21 protein-coding genes are annotated in these 23,677 nt (G+C 39.2%); 2 read left to right on the top strand and 19 right to left on the bottom strand.

Annotated features, from left to right (window positions below; translation table 11 throughout):
- Positions 1 to 9 precede the first annotated feature (9 nt).
- From pknB to ML543_RS08250, 13 genes are all read right to left on the bottom strand, one after another.
- Positions 10 to 1,980 (bottom strand): Stk1 family PASTA domain-containing Ser/Thr kinase, encoded by a 1,971-nt coding sequence (pknB, locus tag ML543_RS08310; RefSeq protein ID WP_243386806.1) that lies wholly within the window; start codon positions 1,978 to 1,980, stop codon positions 10 to 12.
- A complete protein-coding gene (locus ML543_RS08305; RefSeq protein WP_243387007.1) occupies positions 1,974 to 2,729 on the bottom strand; it encodes a Stp1/IreP family PP2C-type Ser/Thr phosphatase in 756 nt (251 codons plus the stop codon). Before ML543_RS08305 ends, pknB begins: the two co-directional genes overlap by 7 nt.
- A gap of 5 nt (positions 2,730 to 2,734) precedes the next feature.
- Complete coding sequence (rlmN, locus tag ML543_RS08300; protein ID WP_243386805.1) at positions 2,735 to 3,826, bottom strand: dual-specificity RNA methyltransferase RlmN; 1,092 nt, start codon at positions 3,824 to 3,826, stop codon at positions 2,735 to 2,737.
- Positions 3,827 to 3,831: 5 nt separating this feature from the next.
- Positions 3,832 to 5,178, bottom strand: coding sequence for a 16S rRNA (cytosine(967)-C(5))-methyltransferase RsmB (gene rsmB / locus ML543_RS08295; RefSeq protein WP_243386803.1), 1,347 nt, complete (start codon positions 5,176 to 5,178; stop codon positions 3,832 to 3,834).
- Positions 5,175 to 6,110, bottom strand: coding sequence for a methionyl-tRNA formyltransferase (gene fmt, locus ML543_RS08290; RefSeq protein WP_243386801.1), 936 nt, complete (start codon positions 6,108 to 6,110; stop codon positions 5,175 to 5,177). Before fmt ends, rsmB begins: the two co-directional genes overlap by 4 nt.
- Before the next feature lie 6 nt (positions 6,111 to 6,116).
- Positions 6,117 to 6,593 carry a peptide deformylase gene (gene def / locus ML543_RS08285; protein ID WP_243386799.1) on the bottom strand — a complete coding sequence of 159 codons (477 nt, stop codon included), beginning with the start codon at positions 6,591 to 6,593 and terminating at the stop codon, positions 6,117 to 6,119.
- Between the two features lie 56 nt (positions 6,594 to 6,649).
- Positions 6,650 to 9,061: a primosomal protein N' gene (priA, locus tag ML543_RS08280; RefSeq protein ID WP_243386797.1), complete on the bottom strand. Its 2,412-nt coding sequence runs from the start codon at positions 9,059 to 9,061 to the stop codon at positions 6,650 to 6,652.
- Complete coding sequence (coaBC, locus tag ML543_RS08275; protein WP_243386795.1) at positions 9,061 to 10,272, bottom strand: bifunctional phosphopantothenoylcysteine decarboxylase/phosphopantothenate--cysteine ligase CoaBC; 1,212 nt, start codon at positions 10,270 to 10,272, stop codon at positions 9,061 to 9,063. Before coaBC ends, priA begins: the two co-directional genes overlap by 1 nt.
- A gap of 443 nt (positions 10,273 to 10,715) precedes the next feature.
- A complete protein-coding gene (gene rpoZ, locus ML543_RS08270) occupies positions 10,716 to 10,919 on the bottom strand; it encodes a DNA-directed RNA polymerase subunit omega (protein ID WP_243386793.1) in 204 nt (67 codons plus the stop codon).
- Positions 10,920 to 10,921: 2 nt separating this feature from the next.
- Positions 10,922 to 11,542: a guanylate kinase gene (gmk, locus tag ML543_RS08265; RefSeq protein ID WP_243386791.1), complete on the bottom strand. Its 621-nt coding sequence runs from the start codon at positions 11,540 to 11,542 to the stop codon at positions 10,922 to 10,924.
- Between the two features lie 12 nt (positions 11,543 to 11,554).
- Positions 11,555 to 11,818, bottom strand: a complete 264-nt coding sequence (gene remA / locus ML543_RS08260) for an extracellular matrix/biofilm regulator RemA (RefSeq protein ID WP_243386790.1) — start codon at positions 11,816 to 11,818, stop codon at positions 11,555 to 11,557.
- Between the two features lie 27 nt (positions 11,819 to 11,845).
- Positions 11,846 to 12,721 (bottom strand): YicC/YloC family endoribonuclease, encoded by an 876-nt coding sequence (locus ML543_RS08255; RefSeq protein ID WP_243386788.1) that lies wholly within the window; start codon positions 12,719 to 12,721, stop codon positions 11,846 to 11,848.
- A 294-nt stretch (positions 12,722 to 13,015) separates the two neighbouring features.
- Positions 13,016 to 15,697, bottom strand: coding sequence for a cation-translocating P-type ATPase (locus ML543_RS08250; RefSeq protein WP_243386787.1), 2,682 nt, complete (start codon positions 15,695 to 15,697; stop codon positions 13,016 to 13,018).
- A gap of 214 nt (positions 15,698 to 15,911) precedes the next feature.
- On the opposite strand from ML543_RS08250, the gene ML543_RS08245 reads away from it, so the two are divergent.
- Both ML543_RS08245 and ML543_RS08240 read left to right on the top strand, forming a co-directional pair.
- Complete coding sequence (locus tag ML543_RS08245; protein ID WP_243386786.1) at positions 15,912 to 17,627, top strand: Rqc2 family fibronectin-binding protein; 1,716 nt, start codon at positions 15,912 to 15,914, stop codon at positions 17,625 to 17,627.
- 215 nt (positions 17,628 to 17,842) lie between these two features.
- Complete coding sequence (locus ML543_RS08240) at positions 17,843 to 18,097, top strand: hypothetical protein (RefSeq protein WP_243386785.1); 255 nt, start codon at positions 17,843 to 17,845, stop codon at positions 18,095 to 18,097.
- Positions 18,098 to 18,524: 427 nt separating this feature from the next.
- On the opposite strand, the gene ML543_RS08235 is transcribed toward ML543_RS08240, so the two are convergent.
- From ML543_RS08235 to sat, 6 genes are read right to left on the bottom strand one after another with little or no spacing between them, the layout of a single operon-like run.
- Positions 18,525 to 19,280 carry a sirohydrochlorin chelatase gene (locus tag ML543_RS08235; protein ID WP_243386784.1) on the bottom strand — a complete coding sequence of 252 codons (756 nt, stop codon included), beginning with the start codon at positions 19,278 to 19,280 and terminating at the stop codon, positions 18,525 to 18,527.
- Positions 19,277 to 20,059: a uroporphyrinogen-III C-methyltransferase gene (gene cobA, locus ML543_RS08230; RefSeq protein WP_243386783.1), complete on the bottom strand. Its 783-nt coding sequence runs from the start codon at positions 20,057 to 20,059 to the stop codon at positions 19,277 to 19,279. Before cobA ends, ML543_RS08235 begins: the two co-directional genes overlap by 4 nt.
- Positions 20,060 to 20,075: 16 nt before the next feature.
- Positions 20,076 to 20,282 (bottom strand): DUF3906 family protein, encoded by a 207-nt coding sequence (locus ML543_RS08225; protein WP_243386782.1) that lies wholly within the window; start codon positions 20,280 to 20,282, stop codon positions 20,076 to 20,078.
- A gap of 11 nt (positions 20,283 to 20,293) precedes the next feature.
- Positions 20,294 to 21,916 (bottom strand): nitrite/sulfite reductase, encoded by a 1,623-nt coding sequence (locus ML543_RS08220; RefSeq protein WP_243386781.1) that lies wholly within the window; start codon positions 21,914 to 21,916, stop codon positions 20,294 to 20,296.
- 18 nt (positions 21,917 to 21,934) lie between these two features.
- Positions 21,935 to 22,528: an adenylyl-sulfate kinase gene (gene cysC, locus ML543_RS08215; protein ID WP_419095361.1), complete on the bottom strand. Its 594-nt coding sequence runs from the start codon at positions 22,526 to 22,528 to the stop codon at positions 21,935 to 21,937.
- A gap of 14 nt (positions 22,529 to 22,542) precedes the next feature.
- Complete coding sequence (gene sat, locus ML543_RS08210) at positions 22,543 to 23,676, bottom strand: sulfate adenylyltransferase (RefSeq protein WP_243386777.1); 1,134 nt, start codon at positions 23,674 to 23,676, stop codon at positions 22,543 to 22,545.
- Position 23,677 lies beyond the last annotated feature (1 nt).

Below are 23,677 nucleotides of genomic sequence, written 5' to 3'. Positions count from 1 at the left end.
TCCCTTTCATTAATCTTCAGGGTAAGCGACGGTTTCAGTATGGACGACTTTATTATCGACTAGTACTTGAAAATACGCACTTTCACCGGCTGAAATCGTTAATTCAATCGTTCTCGTCGTCGGTTCCTTTATCTTAAATTTTTGATATGGTTTATCTAGTGAATGCTTTGCATCACTGACATAAATGCCCACATCAACAGGTTTTTGCTCATTTTCTTCTGTTGTTTCATATGGAATTTCAACTTCGACCGATACTTTTTTATCAGGCTTCTTTTCAGGTCCGAGAGAGAACGTTACATCGACTGTATCACCTTTAAGTAACTCAGTTCCAGGTTTAGGTGATTGTGAAATTACTTCACCTTCAGGTACATCTTCAGAATGATCTTCTTTTACGTTTAACTTAAATTGTTGTTCATTCATATAATCAACAACTGCCTGTCTCGTATATCCCGATAAATCAATAAGTGGTTCCTTCTTAGGTCCTTTACTCACAACAAATTCAATCGTTGTTTCTCCAGGAATTACTTCTTCCCCTTGTTTTGGATCTTGTGAAAGGATGATTCCTTGATCTTCATCGCTATATTCTTCCGTTACGGATATCGACGTAAAACCTTTTCGCTCTAGTAAGTCTGAAATTCTGTCAATATCTTCTCCAATATAAGAATCGAATTCAACCTTTTCCTTCCCACTACTTTGATAGATGGTAATTTTGGCTCCCTCTTTCACAACTTTTCCTGCACTAGGCGACGTTTTTATTACGTATCCCTCTTCTATTTCCTCGCTCGACTGAATAATGGGCTCATCCACTTCAAACCCTTCAGAGACTAGCTTCGTAACAGCCTCTTCATACTTCATATTTGTGACATCAGGAACTTCAATATCTTTTGGTAATAACAATGAAGGAAGGAGGGTAAACGCCATAACAGCTGCTACTGCAAGCAATATAAATGTAATGATCAGTCCGGTCCAGAACTTTTTGCGCTTTTTCTTCTTTCCTTCTGCATTTTTTACCGCTGTCTTTTTAACATGAGCCGTATTCGGTTGATGAACGACCGTATCTTCTCCAGATTCACTTATCATGTGATCTTGAATGATTGGAATGGCTTTCGTCATTTCCTCTTCATCGTCAGGAATCATAAATCGCGCTTCATTCCTTCTACTTGAATGAAAAGCTGTTTTGATATCCTCTTCCATCTCTTCAACGGAATTATAACGATGTAGTGGATCTTTCGCCATTGCTTTTAAGATGATATTCTCAACACTCTGTGGAATCGCTGGATTCCACCGCTTTGGAGAAGGAGCTTCTGACTGAAGGTGCTTTAACGCAATGGAGACCGCTGATTCACCGTCAAAAGGCAAACGTCCTGCTATCAATTCATATAACACGATTCCGAGAGAATAAATATCCGATTTCTTCGTTGCTAACCCACCGCGAGCTTGTTCCGGTGATAAATAATGGACAGAGCCTAAAACGGAATTCGTATGGGTTATCGTTGTAGAAGTCAATGCCATGGCGATTCCAAAGTCCGTTACTTTAACATTTCCGTGATGGTCAATCAAAATATTATGTGGTTTTATATCTCTGTGCACAATTTGATTTTCGTGTGCATGAGCAATAGCAGAGACAATTTGCTCCATTATGTTTAACGCTTCTCTAGGATGCAAAGGTGCATTTTTTTGTATGTATTGCTTTAACGTTTGTCCATCTACATACTCCATCACGATATAGTATATATCTTCTTCTTCCCCAACATCATAGATGCTGACAATATTCGGATGCGCTAAGCTTGTAGCGGATTGTGCTTCTCTTCTAAAACGTTTAATAAATTCTTCATCATTTACAAAATCAAACCGAAGAATTTTAATCGCTACGTCACGCTCTAATATCATATCTCGCGCTAAATAAACATTGGCCATCCCGCCTCCGCCAATGACTTCCATAATTTTATAACGGCCACTAATTCTCTTACCGATTAACAAGCGTCATCACCCTTTTCTTCGGGATGCTCATACAAAATGACCGTTATATTATCTTCTCCACCATTTTCATTTGCACGTTGAATTAACTTTGTTGCCTTCTCTTCGTTTGTGAATGAAGAAGTTAAAATCTCAAGTAATTCATCTTCTGAAATTTTATTGGAAAGACCGTCAGAACATAATAGCAAGTGATCACCTGGATCTATCCCAATTGTTTTTGTATCCATTTGGACTGCCTCTTCTGTTCCAAGAGCTCGGAGTAAAATATTTTTACGAGGATGCTGTTTAGCATCTTCTTTCGATATTTGACCAGACTTTAATAGCTCATTTACAAGAGAATGATCTTCTGTAATTTGCTTAAAACCACTGCTATTTCGTAAATAACAGCGGCTATCTCCTATATTGCTAATCGTTGCAAACGAATCGTGACAAATAAACGTCACGATGGTGGTTCCCATACCCTGACAGTCTTCATTTGTTTTCGCATACTCAAATAAATCCCGGTTTACTTTTTCTACATGAGTTGAAAGCCATTCTTCAGCTTCTCTCGGTGAACGAATGAGAGGAGATTGCTCCCAGTATTCCTTCAGTTTTTCAACTGCCATCTCGCTAGCAACATCTCCTGCTCGATGTCCTCCCATTCCGTCCGCCACGATCGCTAAGATTTGGCCGTATTCATTTGTGAAAATTCCACCACAATCCTCATTATGGGGACGAACTCTCCCTTTGTCCGTTAAGAAAATCGCCTTCATTTCGTTCACCTCGTCTCCTCTTTTCGCTCCTTTGCACGCAATTGTCCACACGCCGCATCAATATCATGCCCATGCTCACGACGAATGGTTACATTGATTCCTGCCTTTTTCAAAGTTTTTTCAAAGCGGAAAATTTGTTCTCTTGGTGTGCGAACATAGTCACGTTCAGGGACGTAGTTTACAGGAATTAAATTGACATGACATTTTAAGTCTTTAATGAGCTCTGCTAATTCCTGGGCATGTTCCACTTGATCGTTAACGCCCCCGAAAAGTCCATATTCAAACGTTATACGTCGACCGGTCTTTTCTACATAATAACGTACGGCTTCCATAAGATCTGGTAACTTAAATGCTTTATTAATTGGCATTAATTGTGATCGCAGTTCGGTATTTGGCGCATGAAGGGAAATAGCAAAATTAATTTGCATATTTTCATCTGCAAACTGATAAATTTTTGGAATTATTCCACTAGTAGATACCGTAATGTGACGTGCTCCAATATTTAATCCATCATCATCGTTAATAATGCGTAAAAAGCTCATCATTTCGTCGTAATTGTCAAATGGCTCACCAATTCCCATAATAACGACATGACTAACTCTTTCGCCTAATTCATCCAACGCTTTTTGAACTTTCACTACTTGAGCGACAATTTCACCCGCTTCTAAATTCCGCTTTAATCCCCCTAATGTTGAAGCACAAAAAGTGCAACCAATGCGGCATCCAACTTGTGTAGTTACACAAACAGAATTTCCATAGTCATGACGCATTAAAACCGTTTCGATAGAATACCCGTCTGCAAGTTCAAACAAGAATTTCATCGTTCCATCAGAGGAAGTTTGCTGAACAAGCGTATTTAAAGTCGTCATGGTAAACGTCTCTGCTAACTTCTCCCGTAGCCCTTTTGATACATTCGTCATTTCTTCAAAGGAATTGACCCGCTTTTTGTACAGCCAATCATAAATTTGTTTTGCGCGAAAGGCTTTTTCACCGTTTTCACTTAGCCATTCTTTAAGTTCAGGTAGTCGCAATGAATAAATAGACTTCTTGTCGCCACCTTGTACAATTTTCTTTTTTCTTGGTGTTGTTTTTTCCAAGATGTTTACACCCTCTTTCTTAATGCTGCGATATAAAAACCATCGGACCCAACATAATGTGGTAAAATTTGCAATTCTCCATCCTTCACGTATGGATGAAGTGATTCTGGCATTCTTTCCGATAACGATGTATCTTTTGAGAATTGACTATGCTCACGTAAAAATGCTTCCAGCACGGTTTTATTTTCTTCTTGATCGATTGTACAAGTACTATAAACTATAAGGCCTCCAGGTTTTACTAGCGGTGCTACAGCGCGTAAAATTTCAAGTTGAATATTTGCTAAAGCTTGGACATCTTTTTCTGTTTTCGTGTATTTAATTTCCGGCTTTCTCCGAATAACACCGAATCCTGTACATGGAGCATCGACTAAGATTTTATCAAAAGTTTCTCCTTCAAAGTAATCTGCCACTTTACGAGCATCCATTACACGTGTTTCCACATTTGATAAGCCAAGCCGATTCACTTGGCCTTCAATTAATTTTACTTTATGTTCATGTAAATCTAAAGAAATTACTTTTCCAGTATTGGATAGCATTTCAGCAATATGGGTTGTTTTTCCTCCTGGAGCAGCACAGCTATCTAATATGTGATCATCTTCTTTTACATCTAGCGCTTTCGCCACAAGCATTGAACTTTCATCTTGAATCGTTAATAGCCCTTTCGAAAAGGCATCTGTTAAAGCTGCATTCCCTTTAATCACTTCAATAGCTTCTGGCACGAGCTTTCCTTTTTCCACCTTTAGCCCTTCACCTTTTAAACGAGCAATAACCTCATCGATCGAACCTTTCATTCGGTTAATACGAGCCGTCTGCTTAGCTGGTTTAAGTTGTTCTAACAGAATTGCTTCCGCTTCTTCCAATCCATATTGCTCCACTAAGCGTTTGACAAGCCAACTTGGTGTACTCGTCTTAATTCCAATTCGTTCGATTGGATTGCTAATCTCATCGATTGATGGAACACCATTTCGCTGCACATTTCGTAGAACCCCGTTTACAAACGAAGCTATTCCTTTATGTCCTCTTGCTTTTGCAATTTCGACCGATTCATGTAATACAGCTCGATCTGGGATACGGTCAAGGAACACCATTTGATAAATGGAAAGACGTAGCAAATTGTGGACCCAATCCTCTAGTTTTTTATTTCCTTTAATGAAATGTTGAATGTAATAATCGAGCGTTAATTTTCTTTGTAACGTACCATAAATTAACTCGGTTAACAGTGGTATATCTTTCTTCGGCAATTGATTCTTCTCAATGAGAGAAGTTAACAATAAATTACTGTAAGCTTGTTTTTTTTCAACAGCTAACAAACCATCTAAAGCTGCTGTACGTACGTTTTTTAGTTTCTTCATTCGAATTTCATCCCAACTTCAATTGATGCCCCACGAACGAACTGTTCAGCTTTCATTCGCTTCTTTCCTGCTGGTTGTAACTCTGTAATTTTTATTGCTGTCTCGTTGCCCGTCGAAACGATAAACCCGTCATTTTCAATCTTCACAATCGTTCCAGGTGCTTCACTATTTTGTGTTGACACCTTCTCTCCCCACCAAACTTTCATAACTTTATCTTCTAAAGTCGTATATGCTACAGGCCATGGGTGGAGCCCTCGAATATGATTGTAAATTTCTTCACCCGTCTTATTCCAATCAATTTTTTCTTGCTCCCGTTTAATATTGTAAGCAAAGGTCGCTTTTTCTTCCTCTTGACGAATTGGCTGAATCGTTTCATTTAAAATATTCGGCACCGTTTCTGAAAGCAATTTGGCCCCAGCGGCACTCAACTTGTCATGGAGAGTACCGACATGATCAGATTCCTCTATGCCGACTTCAACTTGCGAGATAATGTCCCCAGCATCCAGCTTCTCCACCATATACATAATGGTAATCCCCGTTTTTTCCTTCCCTTGTAAAATAGCATAATGAATCGGGGCTCCCCCACGTAATTCAGGAAGTAAAGATGCATGAACATTAATGCAACCTAACGGAGGCGCTTCTAATAATTCTTTCGGCAGAATTTGACCAAAAGCTGCAGTTACAATTAAATCCGGCTCAAATTCAAGAACCTTTTTCCACTCCGCTTCTTCACGAATTTTCTCCGGTTGTAAAACTGGAATTCCATGGTTTACTGCTGCTACTTTTACAGGTGGTGGTGTCAACACTTTTTTACGCCCTACAGGCCTATCTGGTTGAGTGACCACCGCTACAACGTCATATTTGTCTTCAATTAATTGTTCTAAAACAGGAACTGCAAAATCCGGTGTCCCCATAAATACGATCTTTGCCATTACTAATCACCCTTCTACTAAATCCTCTTCCTTCAAATATTTTGTTACTTTGGAAGTAAATAACACGCCATGTAAATGATCAATCTCATGTTGAATGGCACGTGCTAAAAACCCTTTAGCTTCTAATACAAATATTTTTCCACGTCTATTTTGTGCTCGAACCTTCACATAATGGGCACGCTTCACTTCCCCAAAAAGGCCTGGGAAACTGAGGCATCCTTCAGGTCCCACTTGCTCTCCCCGTTCTTCAATAATGACGGGATTTATGAGCTCAATTTTACCATTTGAATCCCCGACATCGACGATTGCAATTTGTTTTGCTATACCAATTTGTGGAGCTGCTAACCCAACACCATCGGCATGTAACATCGTCTCGTACATATCATTTAATAATTTCGTTAATTTTTTATCAAAATCCGTCACTTTCTCACAAGGTGTTTCAAGTATGTCTGCAGGATAAGTGACGATTTCACGAATAGCCAATGAATTGACCTCCTTTATTGAACTATACATTTTTTGAACGTTTAAAATAAGAATGCTTACATTAACATCATTGGATTGACATCGATTGAAATCGTTAAGGACGTTTGTGAAATTTCCTTCTGATAATGGTGTAAAACTGTCCGTAACGAATCAAATAAGGCCGATTCCCGCTTGTATTTTATCATGCAATGATATCGATATCTATCATTGATACGTGGAATCGGTGATGCAACCGGACCTAATATTTGCGCTTCATTAGACAATTTACTTTTCATAAACGAAGCAATCTTTTCTGAAACATCTACTACTTTTAAAATTTCTTCGTCAGAAACAGTAATTAATACAAGATAATAGAAAGGCGGATAAGCATGAAGCTTCCTCATGATCATTTCCTTTTGATAAAATTTATCAAAATCCTGTTCCATCGCTAGTTGAATGCTATAATGCTCAGGAGCATATGTTTGAATGACTACTTCTCCTGGTTTTTCGTGCCGACCAGCTCTTCCACTCACTTGCGTTAACAATTGAAATGTTTTTTCCGACGCACGAAAATCCGGTATTCGTAAGCTCGTATCTGCCGCCAAAACACCCACAAGTGTCACATCAGGAAAATCAAGTCCTTTTGCTATCATCTGAGTCCCCAGCAAAATATCAGCTTCTTTATTACCAAACTTTTTCAGTAAGGCTTCATGCGCTCCTTTTCGATTCGTCGTATCGACATCCATTCTTATCACACGCGCTTCCGGTAACACTTTAGTGAGCTCTTCTTCTACTCGCTGTGTTCCCGTTCCGAAAAAACGGATATAATCACTATCACATTCCGGACAATGTCTTGGCATATTCGTTTCATAACCACAATAGTGACATTTCATTTTTTGTTCGGATCGATGATACGTTAACGATATATCACAATGTGGGCATTGCATGACATACCCACAGTCTCGACACATAACAAATGATGAATAACCTCGCTTATTCAAAAAAAGAACTGATTGCTCTCCTTTTTCTAATCGCTCCGTTAACTTCTCCAAAAGATGGGTCGAAAACATGGAACGATTCCCATTTCGTAATTCTTCTCGCATATCACAAATTTCAACAGAAGGTAACGGTCGATTATTTACTCGCTCTCTTAAAGGTAATAAGGTATAAACCCCTTTTTGAGCTCGAGCAAACGACTCTAACGTCGGCGTTGCACTTCCTAATACGACTGGACAGCCATGTTCTTTCGCTCGAAAGATTGCTACATCCTTTGCATGATAACGAGGGTTTTCTTCTTGTTTATAGCTGGACTCGTGCTCTTCATCGATGATAATAATACCAATATTTTGAAATGGGGCAAAAATTGCCGAGCGAGCCCCTACAACGAGCTGAACTTCTTTACGGTATATTTTTCTCCATTCGTCATACTTCTCTCCGGTGCTTAATCCACTATGTAAAACCGCTACTTTGGAACCGAAGCGACTTTTAAAGCGATGGACCATTTGGGGGGTTAACGAAATTTCGGGAACTAGGACGATTGCTTCCTTCCCATTTTTTAAAACTTGCTCAATGGATTGTAAATAGACTTCTGTTTTCCCGCTTCCCGTAACCCCATACATTAAGAAGACTTGATGTTCGTTCTTTTCAATGGAGGAAAGAATCGGCGTAATTGCTTTTTCTTGCTCAGCCGTTAAAGGTAGCGCTTGCGTCTTTTGAAAAGAACGGTTTTCATAAGGATCGCGGTATACTTCTATCTCTTCTTCTGTTAACAGTCCTTTTTTTACTAAAGCTTGAACCGTAGATGGAGTTCCCTCTATTTTTGCCAATAAATCTTTTAGCAAAACCGGTTCATACCGTTCATAAAAGAACGATAAAATTTGTTTTTGCTTTTTCGCACGATTGGTTAATGTTTCTATGTACGATTTAATATCCTCTTTTGATACGGAAGGTTTAATTTGTTTAACCGTTCGTTTCTTCGTTTTTTGATTCACTACATAAAGAACTTCTAATGTACCTTTTACTATTTCTTTTTGAATCTTTGAAAATAGGGAGCTCCCGCTTACGTCCTCCCACGGGAGCGCTCTTCGCTGTTCAAAAATGCGAAGAATTTCAGATGGAACTTCCTTGTCTTTCCCTTCACTCACAATGATTTCTTTTTTATACTTCGCTTTTAGTGCAGCTGGTAGCATCGCTTGAAAAGCAGTGATTTTATAGCAGAGTGTAGTCTCTGTTAACCATTCGCCAACCTTCAACAATTCATCATTTAATATCGGTGCAGGATCTAACAACTGATCAATCGATTTAATTTTTTTCGCTTCCGTCTCCTCATGTATGCTTACAACAAATCCCTGTACTTTCCGTGGCCCGAAAGGAACTACGACACGCATCCCAGGTTTTACAAGCCCCTTCCATTGAAGTGGAATAAGATAATCAAACCCACGATCAGTTTGCATCGTCGGCACATCCACAATTACTCGTGCGAATGACATTATTGTTCGTCCCCTTGAAGCAGCAACTCAATTTCATTTAGGATAGCTCTTGCCGTTTCATTTTTCGACATGAGCGGGTAAACCTTCTCTTTTCCTTCACGTGAAATAATCGTTACTTTATTCGTATCTCCTTGGAAACCAGCACCTTTTTCCGTTACATCATTGGCAACAATCATGTCTAAATTTTTTCTTTCTAGTTTAGACTTCGCATATTCGGTAACGTTGTTCGTTTCTGCTGCGAACCCAACGAGTATTTGATGGTTTTTCCGTTTACCTAACTCATGTAAAATATCGGTTGTTCGCTCAAATTCAATGGTCAATGGTCCCTCTTGCTTTTTCATTTTTTCATTGTGGACTATTTTTGGACGATAATCTGCCACAGCTGCTGATTTGATCACAATATTTGCCTTGTCATAATAATTTAAAGCAGCTTCATACATTTCTTCGGCACTTTCGATTGAAATCACCTGCACCCCTTTCGGAGGGATTAATGAAGTGGGGCCGGTAATCAACGTGACGTAAGCCCCCATTTTTTTCGCTTCCTCTGCTATCGCATATCCCATCTTCCCTGATGAACGATTGGTAAAGAAACGAATAGGGTCAACTTTTTCCCGCGTAGGTCCAGCTGTAATGAGGACATGCAATCCACTTAATCGCGTCTTCCTTTCTTGGCGATTAAAGAATGTCTCAACTAACGTGACAATTTTTTCTGGTTCCTCTAATCGACCTTTCCCAACATATCCACACGCAAGAAATCCTTCTGATGGCTCAATGAATTGATAACCATCACTTGCTAACCTTTCAATGTTTCGCTTCACAGCTGGATGGTCATACATATGAACATTCATCGCAGGCGCAATCCAAACTGGTGCTGTCGTGGCTAACAGACTCGTCGTAATCATATCGTCAGCAATTCCATTAGCCATCTTTCCGATGACATTTGCTGTAGCAGGTGCAACAATTACAAGGTCGGCCCAATCAGCCAAATCGATATGTGCAATAACCGCTGGGTTTTTCTCATCAAAAGTATCGATAAATACGTCGTGACGAGATAATGCTTGAAACGTTAATGGGGTGACAAATTTTTGGGCTGATTGTGACATGATGACTTTTACATTCGCACCAGCCTGCGTTAGTTTACTTGTCAAATGAACCGCTTTAAAAACGGCAATTCCTCCCGTCACACAAAGAAGTATATTTTTCCCTTTCACCTTCAATCCCCCATTTCTAAATACGAATTCTCTCTTCCGTTATTATACAATGACCGCTCACAAAACGCCTCTTATCGATTTGATACTCAGCATTTCTTCTAACTTAAAACTTCTTAAGAGAAAGCGATTGTAAGTTAGAAAAAAATAACAACCTATAGAAGGTTGTTATCTTAACTTAAGGCTTTTTTCTATACATTGTTGCTTTTACGATAATTTTCAAATTGAATTAACATTACGGTTTAGACACTTTTCCTGTGGGGAGAGCTGTCCTCTTCATCCCGGAGGTGTCAGGTGCCCTCCCGCTCCTTTGAAGTGTATAAATGACCTTAAACAATGTATTTTATTCGTACTAATCAATCTTTTGAGAAAAGAGCCTATCATAAAGATTTTTTGAGAAATTAAGCATTCTCGTATTTGTAGCTTACAAGAATTTGCCTACATTCTTAATTTGACTCGGACTTTTCGTAATGAAGAAGGCCCGCTTCAATTTCTTCTAACGCCTTCCCTACAAATTTTGTAGACGTAGTTTTTTCTAATTGTTGATCATCAAATTGTTGAATTTGACGTGCACGTTTCGCTGCAACGGAAACGAGCGTATATTTTGAATCAATTTTATTCATTAATGAATCAATAGAAGGAAAAAGCATTCTTACTCAGCCTCCAACAGTTTTTTATATTGTTTTTCAACACGTTCTCGTCTGCAATGCTCTGCTGTGACAATCGCCTTAATTCGTTCACAAGCTAAATCAACTTGATCATTGACGACAACGTAGTCATATGCATGCATCATTTCGATTTCTTCTTTTGCCACATTCATACGGTTTTGAATTAGTCCCTCAGATTCTGTACCACGTGTTACAATTCGATTTTTTAATTCGTCTAGGCTAGGTGGTACGAGGAAAATAAATAACCCTTCCGGAAACGACTTTTTCACTTGAAGCGCGCCTTGCACTTCGATTTCTAAAAATACGTCCTTTCCTTCATTTAACGTTTTCTCTACATACTCAATTGGCGTTCCATAATAGTTACCTACATATTCTGCCCATTCAAGCAATTTCTCTTCCTTGATTAATTGCTCGAATTCTTCTTTTGATTTAAAAAAGTAATCTACGCCATCAACTTCGCCTTCTCTCGGCTTTCTTGTTGTCATCGAAATCGAATATTCAAAATGAACGTCATCTTGTTCAAACAACGCTTTACGAACAGTTCCCTTCCCTACACCGGAAGGACCTGATAATACGATTAATAATCCTCTTTCTCGCTTTAACATTCGAATTTGTCCCTACCCTTCATCTGATAGCTCATCTTTGCTTGTCAATCGTTGCGCAACGGTCTCTGGTTGTACAGCAGATAGAATTATATGGTCACTATCCATGATGACGACCGCTCGCGTGCGGCGTCCATATGTCGCATCAATTAACATTCCCCGATCTCTTGCCTCTTGAATGATTCGTTTAATAGGGGCTGATTCCGGACTGACAATTGATATAATCCGATTAGCTGATACGATATTCCCAAAACCGATATTAATTAGTTTAATCCCCATCTGTTCGCTCCCCCCACCGACAAAAAATTACTCAATATTTTGAACTTGTTCTTTCATTTTTTCAATGAGACTCTTTAGATCAACAACTGCCTTCGCGATCATTTGGTCATTGCCTTTTGCACCAATCGTATTGGCTTCACGATTCATTTCTTGTACGATAAAGTCCAATTTACGCCCAATCGGCTCACTTTTTTCCAGCGTTTCTGCAAATTGTTGAATATGGCTTTTTAACCGCGTCACCTCTTCAGAAATATCCGCTTTATCAGCAAATACGGCCGCTTCTGTTAGTATTCTATTTTCATCAATATTCCCCGATAAAAATTCGGATATACGTTTACGAATTCGTTCTTCATATGCTGTAACGACATGGGGAGCTTGTGTTTCAATACGAGAAGTAACAGTCTTCATTTCTTCAAGTCGATCGTGTAAATCAATCGTTAGCTGTTCACCTTCACGTTTTCTCATCTCAACAAGATGGGCAGTCGCTTCTTCAACCGATTCTAAAACGAGCTCTACAAGTACATCATTTTCACTATTTTCTTCTTGAATGTCAAATACATTTTGTTGTCCAATTATATGTTGAACTTGAATATCATCATTGAGTTCATATTTTTCTTTCATCGTCGTTAAGGCTTCTATGTATTGATCGACAAGTGGCCAATCCACATGTAACGAACGTTGAACAATCGATTCGCCCGTAATCGTTATGTATACTTCCACTCGCCCACGACTCACTTTTCGTTGAATAACTTTTTTAATTTTATCTTCACAATAGAATAAATGGCGTGGCATTCGAATGCTCACTTCTGAAAAACGGTGATTCACCGACCTCATTTCAACGGTTACATGAAAATCACCTTTTTCTTTAACTGATCGCCCAAATCCAGTCATACTATGTACCATTTCATCACTTCCGTTTCTATATTTGAGCGTAAACGGGTTGTGTTGCTTTCATTTAGGAACATCATCATTTTAGGCAACTTTCATGAATGACGAATTGGTACCGTCATATCGTAAACGTAGTAGCCTAAAGAATTCCCATTCCTGATGAAAACAACGTATGTATACGGCTCTCATCCACAATTCGTCATGCATTCCGAACATTGTAGCAATGAGGATGAAACGAGATGATGAGCCAAGCAAAAAAGAAAGGTCATAGAATCTCTCATCTATCACCTTCTTGCATTATAACATATTTTACTTATCTTTTCTTGTTAAAAGTGACCCAGCCAGTAAAAAAGTTGGCACACTTGATAACGCGGCAATTAATAACCAGTCATGTTTTTGAATTGGTACAGTGTGAAAAATTGGTTGAAGCGGCGGATAATAAATGACAACGAGCATGAGTAATAAAGATGAAATAACCGCTGCGATTAAATACGGATTACTAAACGGATTTCGTTCAAATATTGATTTTTCACTTCTACAATCAAAAACTAAAATCAATTGTGCAAGTACAAGTGTACTGAAAGCAGCAGTTTGTGCATAAGCTAAATTTTCTGGATCCCGAGCATATACTATCATAAAGGTTAATAAAGTCATCGTACCAATTAGAAAACCACGAGATAATATTTTCCACCCGAGCCCTCTTGCAAAAATTCCTTCTTTTGGATGACGCGGCCCACGTTTCATGACATTTCCTTCCGCTGGATCCAACCCTAAAGCCATGGCAGGCAATCCATCTGTGACGAGATTTACCCATAAAATTTGAACTGGTACGAGTGGCAATGGTAAGGCTAAAATCATCGCAAAGAGCATAACTAAAATTTCCCCAACATTTGACGCTAATAGGTAGCGAATAAATTTTCGTATGTTCTCATAAATATTGCGGCCTTCCTTTATCGCATCTTGAATTGTAGCAAAGTTATCGTCGACTAAAATTAATGAAGATGCTTCTTTTGCGACATCCGTACCGGTAATCCCCATCGATATTCCGATATCACTCGCTTTAATTGCAGGAGCATCGTTTACCCCATCTCCTGTCATTGCCACAACATGTCCTCGGTTTTGGAACGCCTTCACAATTTTCAGTTTGTGTTCAGGTGAAACACGAGCAAATACGTACACTTCATCGATAACCGATTCTAATTCTTCCACTGTCATGTTTGATAACGTTTGACCATCTAATACCTTTCCATTAGGTGGTAGTATATTTAACTCTTTTGCAATGGCACGCGCCGTCATCACATGATCTCCTGTTATCATGACGGTTTTGATCCCCGCTTGTTTACAATCTGCTACTGCTTTTTTTACTTCTTTTCTCGGGGGATCAATCATCCCTGTAATGCCAATCAAAGTTAAGTTTCGTTCTGCCTCCCATTGAGTTATGTTGGACCCTTGTTCGTTCGTTAAAGGCTTATAAGCAATAGCAATGGTTCGTAGTGCTCTGTTTGCCAGTTGTTCAATTGTGTCTTGAATATCCGTATGCTTTCGATTTGATAACGATTCTTTTCGACCATCCCATAACACATCGTGACAGTTTGAAACTAAAACATCAGGGGCTCCTTTCGCGATTACATATCGCTTGCCTCCTTGGTCTTGTACAATTACACTCATCATTTTTCGCGTTGAATCAAACGGAAATTCTTTTATAACGGAAAATTGCTCAACAAGCTTCTCTTTTGTCAGACCCGCCTTCATTCCTGCTACGACAAGAGCTCCTTCTGTCGGATCCCCATCCAATATATAATCACTTGCTTTCATCCGAATTTCAGCCTGAGAAGCTAGCATACCAAACGACAATATTTGCATGAGTGCTTTATCCTCATTCGGATGAACGGTTCGATCTCCTGTAAGAAACTCACCTGATGGTTCATAACCGGTACCGGTTACACCCCACATTTTCCCGCCTACCCAAATGTGTGTAACAGTCATTTTATTTTGAGTCATTGTTCCTGTTTTATCAGAACAGATTACTGACGCACATCCAAGGGTTTCAACAGCAGGGAGCTTCCGAACAATTGACTTTTTCTTAATCATTCGTTGAACGCCTAAAGATAAGGCTACGGTCACAATAGCTGGTAAACCTTCTGGAATAGCTGCTACTGCCAGTGAAACACCAGCAAGAAACATTTTGTACATGTCGTGACCTTGAATAATTCCAATGAGTACTACTAAAACCGTTAGTAGTAGCGCGACAACAATTAAGATTTTCCCTAACTGTTCGAGCTTACGCTGGAGAGGCGTCATCATTGTTTCGGCTGTTTGGAGAAGGTTGGCGATTTGTCCCATTGCCGTTTTCATTCCTGTATGGACGACAACTCCAACCCCAGAGCCTCTCGTGACTAACGTTCCCATGAATACCATATTGACTTTGTCTCCAATTCCAATATCTTCATTCATAATCGGAACTTCATTCTTTAGTACCGGAACTGATTCACCAGTTAAAGCCGACTCCTCTACTTCTAAGCCGTTCGCTTCTATTATTCTCATATCGGCACCGATTCGATCACCGCTAGAAAATTTGACAATATCGCCAACGACTAATTGCTTGGAGGGGATTTTTGTCCATTCCCCGTTTCGATACACGGACACAAATGGAGCAGATAACTCCTTTAGGGCATCAAGGGACTTTTCAGCTTTCCTTTCTTGAATAAAACCTAACACACCATTTAAAAGTACGATGGCAATGATTGCAATGGCATCGATATATTCACCAAGTAGTGCCGATACAAGCGTCGCGACGAGGAGAACTAAAACCATAAAGTCTTTGAACTGACTAATAAAGAGAATGAACGCCGATGCGCGTTCTGCCTCTTGCATTTCATTATAGCCATCCTTTTTTAATCGCTTTTGAGCTTCCTCCTCTTCGAGACCTCTTTCAGCATTTGAATGAACGGATTCCATCACTTCTTGTATCGTTAGCTTATGCCAAATCATAAAACGACGAACACCCCTTACCGTAAAAGTACTTAGTACCTCTCAACTTGCGACGAAACTCGAACTTGTCTCTAAAACCAACTTATTCAGCCTCGTCCAAAAACATGTTATAATTTAGCTAATTCTTTCACGAACTTGACTGGCAAGCGTAATGCTTGCCTTCGTTTGTTGATTTGGATAACATTTTTAGGACTAAATAAAGAAGGTGTTCATTATGTCGTTTGATGGTCTATTTACATATTGTATGAAAAATGAACTAAAGGAAAAATTAGTCGGTGGACGGGTGACAAAAATTTACCAACCATATAAACATGAACTCATCGTTCAAATTAGGAACCAAGGAAACAACTACCGAGTCTTATTTTCAGCACACCCAAGTTATGCACGTGTGCATGTCACAACTGAATCGTACGATAATCCAGCAGAACCCCCTATGTTTTGTATGCTTTTGCGCAAACATTTAGAGGGAAGCATCGTCGAAAATGTGGAGCAACCGGGTTTGGAAAGAATGCTTGTCCTTGAATTAAGAGCGCGAAATGAAATTGGGGATATTTCATACAAACAATTAATTATCGAAATTATGGGTCGGCATAGTAATATCATTTTAGTAGAAAAAGAACGAAATATGATTCTAGACAGTATTAAACACCTATCCCCCGCGATGAACCGACATCGTACTGTTTTACCAGGACACACCTACGTATATCCACCTAAACAGGACAAGGTTTCTCCTTTTGAGGCGGATGAAGAAATGGTGTTAAAAAAGCTCGATTTTAACAAAGGGAAAATGAAAGAACAGATCGTTGAACAGTTTGCCGGCATCTCTCCATTAATAGCAGAAGAAATCATACATGAAGCAGGCTTAGCCAATCGCTCGACAGTTCCGAAAGCTTTCGTTGAAATCATCAGTCGTATTCGTCATGAGCAGGCTCCAACGATGATGGTTTCTGAAAAGAAGGAATTATTTTACGCCCTTCCACTTCAACATATAGATGGGGAAAAGAAATCGTTTGAGTCATTTAGCGAACTGTTAGATCGATTTTATTATGGAAAAGCAGAACGAGATCGCGTGAAGCAACAAGGACACGATTTAGAACGATTTATCTTGAATGAGCGGAAGAAAAACGCAAACAAAATTAAAAAGCTCGAAAAGACATTAAAAGAGGCCGAAAAGTCAGATAAATATCAGCTTCTCGGTGAACTCTTAACCGCTAATATGTACATGGTTCAAAAAGGAGATCAGGAAGTCGAAGTCATCAATTATTATGAAGAGGAAAGTCCAACCGTAACCATTAAACTAGATCCTTTAAAAACACCGGCAGAGAATGCCCAAAGTTATTTCCAAAAATACCAAAAGGCAAAAAATTCGATTTCCGTCGTTCAAGAACAAATTCAAAAAGCGGAGGAAGAAATCGAATATTTTGACCGACTCATTCAACAGCTTGAGACAGCATCTCCAAAGGATGTCAATGAAATTCGAGAGGAGCTTATTGAAGGCGAGTACTTAAAACAAAAGGCAAAACATAAAGCGCATAAGAAAAAGCCAACAAAACCGGAGCTCGAAACATATTATTCAACTGATGGGACAGAGATTCTCGTCGGGAAGAACAACAAACAAAACGAGTATTTAACTAATAAATTAGCGAAGCGAAATGAAATTTGGTTACATACGAAAGATATTCCCGGCTCACACGTCGTCATCCGATCGGAAAAACCGACTGAAACGACAATATACGAAGCAGCCCAATTAGCGGCTTACTTCAGTAAAGCTAGGCAATCAAGCTCCGTTCCTGTAGACTTCACGACCATTCGCCAAGTAAAAAAGCCAAATGGTGCCAAACCAGGGTTTGTCATTTACGAAGGGCAACAAACAGTCTACGTTACACCAGATGAAGAAAAAATAATCGCCATGCGAAAGCAAGCGAAATAACCACTTTTTCCTTTGTAGGAGTGAAAGATAGGTTCATTCAATCGAAGGTGACTGCGGAACATGATGAGCAGCACATGCCGAAGTGGACAAGTGTAAGTCAAGCCAGTTGAGACCGTCCTTTCTTTCAGCAACAACTACCAAAATGAATTGACGAAGAGCGTGGGCTGTACTTATTGGTCAGCCTCGTTCTTACATTTTTAAAGGAGATGTTTTCCTTGGATATTCCAACAAATCCTTATAATATGACGTTTACTTTCAACTCTCATTTACGAGAAATCCCCGACCAACCGATACAGATGAAAAAAGGAATTGACTATTTTAAAACACAATTACAAATTGGCCAGCATAATCCCCTAACTTCCGCCAAAATATGCGGAATGATTGGTACCTATTTACGAATTATTAATGAGTTAAAAGAAAGCGAAGTCTACCTTCTTAAAGCCATTCAACTCCATGAGTCACTACTTTAGCGATACGGGTGTATTTATAAACGAAATTCGCCTCGCCCATACATACCAATGGATGAAAAAATTTAAACGCTCCAACACCTTTTTCACCAAACTTATACATCAAGCAGAACAACATCCAATATACAAACCTTATCTTCACTATGTTTATCAGCATCAAGGAAAAAACTTATTTGACCAAAAGCTATATCATGATGCTTTATCTTTCTTCCAAGAGGCACTTATCATAAGAGAAAAGATTGGTGACAATCATCTTATCGAGTCCACTTTATATGCCATTTCGAGAACTAAAATAAACATTTTGAAAAAATAAAAACGGTACACTCGTCAAGTAAACTTCAAAAAAGTAATAAAAGTAATTGTTTTAGGTAGTTATATAAAAGAAAGATAAACAAAGAAAAAAGGTGTATAGATATTCAATCCTATACACCTATGTAATATTTACATTACTGGCCTCTTGCGCCCGAATCGACACAAGCCGATGGATATTCGGGTGTTGCCCGATGTAGTCTGTTAGTTGCCATTGTATTCGATTAGACAACTCGCTTTTTAGGTCGCGTTCAATTTGCTTATAAAGTAATCCGGTAAAAATTAAGTACGGAACAAAAATGTACAATTGATTCGCTTCTTTTCCCTTAATTGTTGAAAGGATCTCGTGAAACGAAGGTTTTGCAGCTGTTAAGTAACAGCCAGTTGTGTTCATGCCTAACTCATTTTCAACCGATTGACAAAGTGTATTAAAATCTTGTTGCATTTCTCTATCTTTACTTCCTCTACCAATGAGCACGATTTGAGGAGAGATCTCAGATAGCTTTTGCGCTGTCGTGACACTTCGCACCTTCTCCACTACAATGTCGATCATCCATTGATGAACACCAAGAGGTTCTCCATACGAAAACGACGTTTCAGGATACTTTTCTTTTAATTTCGTTAAGATGGAAGGGATGTCGTATTTCGCGTGGCCCGCACGAAATAACAAAATCGGGATGACGCCAATCTCGGTCGCCCCTTCATTCACACATTCTTCAACGCCTTGTTCAATGGTTGGTTCAGAAAGCTCTAGGAAACTAGCATGTTGAATAGGTACTTGCGTGAGTTTCTGACAGTGCCTAAAAAAGGTGAATGCCTCTTCTTTTGCTTCCTTTAATCTTGAACCATGAAAGACGTAAAGGATAGCTTTTGTCATTGAGAAGCACCTGCTTCAACGATCATTGAACGAGAAGGGACATCTTCAAACCAATTAAGTTTCGAATGAAACTTGACAACTTCTCCAACGATAATAAGACATGGATTTTCAATTTCTTTTTCATTAACATCATGTGCCATCTTTTCGATGGAACTAATAATGGTTCGTTGTTTGTCCGTTGACGCCCATTCCACAAATGCTACAGGTGTTTGTTCCGATTTATCTGCTTTTAATAATTGGGCTTGAATCGTTTCAATGTTGCCAATCCCCATATAAATACAAAGTGTATCCGCCGCTTTTAAAAAGGATAAATTGTTAAGTAAATGATTTTCTTCGTTTACACGGTGCCCAGTTAAAATTGTAACGTTGCCACTTATATTTCGTTGGGTTAACGGAATTCCACTATAAGAAGAAGCGGCAATACTCGCTGTTATACCTGGTACCACCTCAAAAGGGATTTGATGTTTCGCCACATATTCCGCTTCTTCTCCACCTCTTCCAAATACATAAGGGTCTCCCCCTTTCAGCCGAACAACCGTTTTACCTGCTTTTGCGTATTTTACTAAAAATTTATTAATCGTTTCTTGTTTCATCGTATGGTAGTTTGGTAGTTTCCCGCAGTAAATAAGATCCGCTCCTTCTTTTGCATAAGATAGGAGTTCCTTGTTTACTAAGCGGTCATACATGATGACATCCGCCTTTTGAATGCATTTTAAAGCTTTAATAGTAATTAGCTCCGGGTCTCCCGGACCTGCTCCTACGATATAAACCTTCCCCATTTCAATCCCCCTTTTATCATTCCTCTCGCTCTATCACGAAGGCTGCTCGGCCTTTCACTTTCTTCTTCTCTGTTAACGTTATATGTTCGAAAGAAGGGAGCTTCGTATAATGTTTTTCGAGTTCCACTTCAACTTGATCAAATGCTGCTTCGTCATTATTGGCTACGACGATGACAGGAAGGTTTTGATTTGCTAGTTGGACGAAAAATTTGTACAAGTACATTTCGACCTCCGTTACACTGCGATGGATTCAATTACATCGGATAATTGCTGCTGTAATTCATCCAGACCTACTCGCTGATAGAATTGAAGAAACGTTTCGTTTTGCTCTTTATGATTTTTAAAATATAAGAGGAAACGTTTCAGAACTTCCGGTAGTTGTTCAGCCGGTACTTTCCCCTTTAATTTTTCATTAAACTTTCCACCGTTTAATAATGTTCCACCGACATATAATTCATACGCTTCGACCATTTTCTTATCTTTCGTTCTCATTAACACGCCTTGAAGTCCAATATCAGCAATTTGCCGTTGACCACAGGAATTCGGGCATCCTACCATATGAATTCTGACTGGTACATCCAATTGAATTTCATCATCCAAATAGGCAGCAATCTGCTTCATACGCTCTTTCGTTTCGACGAGAGCTAAATTGCAGTACTCAATTCCTGTACAAGATACAGAATAGGCAGTGAAGGAATGTGGTTTAGTTGAAATTCTACCTTGAAAAATCTTTTCCTTTAACAATGCATCGACATGTTCATTTTTAACATTCGGAATTATGAAGTTTTGTGAATTACATGTGCGAATTTCCCCGTTTCCGTATTTTTTAGCCACTTCTGCAATTTCCAAAACTTCCTCTGCGTTCAAACGACCGACAGGGACATTAAAGCCTACATAACTAAATCCTTCTTGCTTTTGAGGATGCGCACCGTAAATAAAGCCCGCATTCCACCCCTTCGTTAAATCCTCTCCTTTTGTCGGTAATGGACCTGTATATTCCAACAATTTTTTTGTAAACTTTTCAGGTCCCCAATCCGCAACGAGGAATTTTAAACGTGCACGGTGTCGCTTTTCACGATATCCGAAATCACGGAAAATGGTAGTGATTGCAATGGCGACGTCTTTTACTTGTTCAGGAAGAATAAAGACATCAAGGAATTCGGCTAGATAAGGTTTTGCTGATAACCCTCCTCCTACTTTCACATGAAATCCGAGCTTTTCTTCCCCCTCTAGAACCTTCTTCGCTGGAATAAAGGCAACGTCATTAATCTCGGCATTCGATGAATTGTATACGCTAGCGTTAATCGACATTTTGTATTTACGAGGAAGGTTTGAAAAATCTTCATTACGATCGAAATAGGCGTCGATTTCTTTAACAAGTTGACTTGTATCCATGATTTCATTAGAGTCAATTCCTGCAAGTGGGTTTCCGACGATGTTCCGGGTAATGTCGCCACACGCTCCCGCTGAAGATAATCCTACCTTCTCTAAACGGTCGAAAATATCAGGCATTTGTTCAATTGTTAACCAATGAAACTGAATGGCTTGTCGAGTCGTAATATCAAACACTCCTCGACCATAATCTTTTGCTATGTTGGCAAGTGTCACCGTTTGGTCATACGTTAAAAGTCCAGATGGAACTTTCACTCGCATCATGAAATATCCCGCTTTTTTAGGTTTTTGTAAATAAAGTCCTGCCCATTTAAATAAATCCCACTCACTTTCAGGTATGGAGTCAAAGCCTGTCTTCGCATACTCTTCAATATCTTGGAATATTTCAAGACCGTCCTTCTCTAACTTTTTTAATTCGGTCTTGTTGAGTTTTTCATTGTCCTTCCATATCTTCTCGTATGGCATATATGTTTCCTCCTTTTCCTACACCCATTTCTTCTTTTCAAGAAACGTGATTAATGCTTTAACACATTCATCTACTGATTTGTGTGCCGTATTTAACGTAATTTCTGGATTTACAGGTGGTTCGTACGGAGCATCAATTCCTGTAAAACCATTAATTTCTCCGCTTCTTGCCTTTTGATAAAGACCTTTAGGATCGCGCTCTTCACAAACATCAATTGGACATTCAATATATACTTCAACAAATTCGTTTTCATCTAAAAGTTCTCGAACTTGATCACGGTCCTCTTGAAAAGGTGAAATGAAGGCGGTAATGACAACTTGACCGCTATCTACAAATAGCTTTGACACTTCTCCAATACGGCGAATATTTTCTTTTCGATCTTCATCAGAAAAGGATAAATCTTTGTTCAGCCCGTGACGGATGTTATCTCCGTCTAATACATACGTATGAATTCCTTTTTGAAATAAAGCTTTTGCAAGTTGATTGGCAATAGTCGATTTGCCTGATCCTGATAGTCCCGTAAACCAAAGAATAAAACTATGGTGTTTTTGCTTTTCTCTACGTTCATGTTTTGTAATGGATGCTTCATGCCATGTTAAATTGGATGCCATCATCAATCACTCCTTTAACTAGGTACATTTAATCCTTTTACGAGTACTTCAACGACTTCCTTCCGACTGAAGGTACTTGGCAGTGGTTCACCGTTTCGAAGGAGAGTGCGCACTTTCGTTCCAGATAAAATGAGACGGTCCTTCTCATCATGTGGGCACGTTTTCACCGATGCCATACTGTCGCATTTTCGGCAATAAAAGCTGTGTTCGAAAAACATCGGCGTAATATCAAGTTCTTCTTTTTCAAAGTTTGAAAAGATTTTTTGTGCATCATATGTTCCATAATAGTTTCCAACCCCTGCGTGATCACGACCTACAATAAAGTGTGTGCAGCCGTAATTTTTACGTACGATTGCATGAAAAATCGCTTCTCTCGGCCCAGCATACCGCATCGCAGCAGGAAAAACTCCTAATAACACGCGATTTTGCGGATAATAATTTTTTAACAAGACATCATAGCTTTTCATCCGAACATCTGCCGGGATATCATCTTTTTTCGTTTCTCCAACAAGCGGTTGAAGAAATAGTCCGTCAACGGTTTCAAGAGCTGTTTTTTGAATGTATTCATGTGCGCGATGTACTGGATTTCTCGTTTGGAAGCCGACAACAGTCTTCCACCCTTGATTTTCAAAATATTGTCTTGACTCAGCTGGCTCAAATGTTTCATTCGGAAAAGGCTTTCCAGGCTTTCGAATGAGAACAATTTCTCCCCCGATGTATACATCACCTCGGTCAAACAATTTTCGTACTCCCGGATGCTCTCGATCAGTCGTTTTGTATACATGCTCTGCTTCCTCTTCTTTGTTCGGTGAATAAATCGACTCAATCGTAATTGCACCGTACGGTACGTTTAAATACGTAAGCGCCACTTTTTCTCCAATTTGAAGCTCTTGAGCTTTTTCTTTTGTAACAGGTAGTGTGATTGGGATACTCCATACGACGCCATTTTTCAAACGCATTGTTTGAACGACTGAGTGATAATCCTCTTCATTTAAAAAGCCTGTCAAAGGACTATATGCACCGATTGCGATGAGCTCTAAGTCAGATAGAGCCATCACATCCACCTCAATGCTGTTTTGAACATCTTCCAATGATGCATTTGGATTAAACTGTTGGACGAGCGTACCTCCATGTGGTTGAATCGTCATT

The organism is Bacillus kexueae (genome assembly GCF_022809095.1).
GTDB lineage: Bacteria > Bacillota > Bacilli > Bacillales > Aeribacillaceae > Bacillus_BZ > Bacillus_BZ kexueae.
The sequence above is the reverse complement of the archived record's forward strand: the minus strand, read 5'-3'. Positions and strand labels throughout refer to the sequence as shown.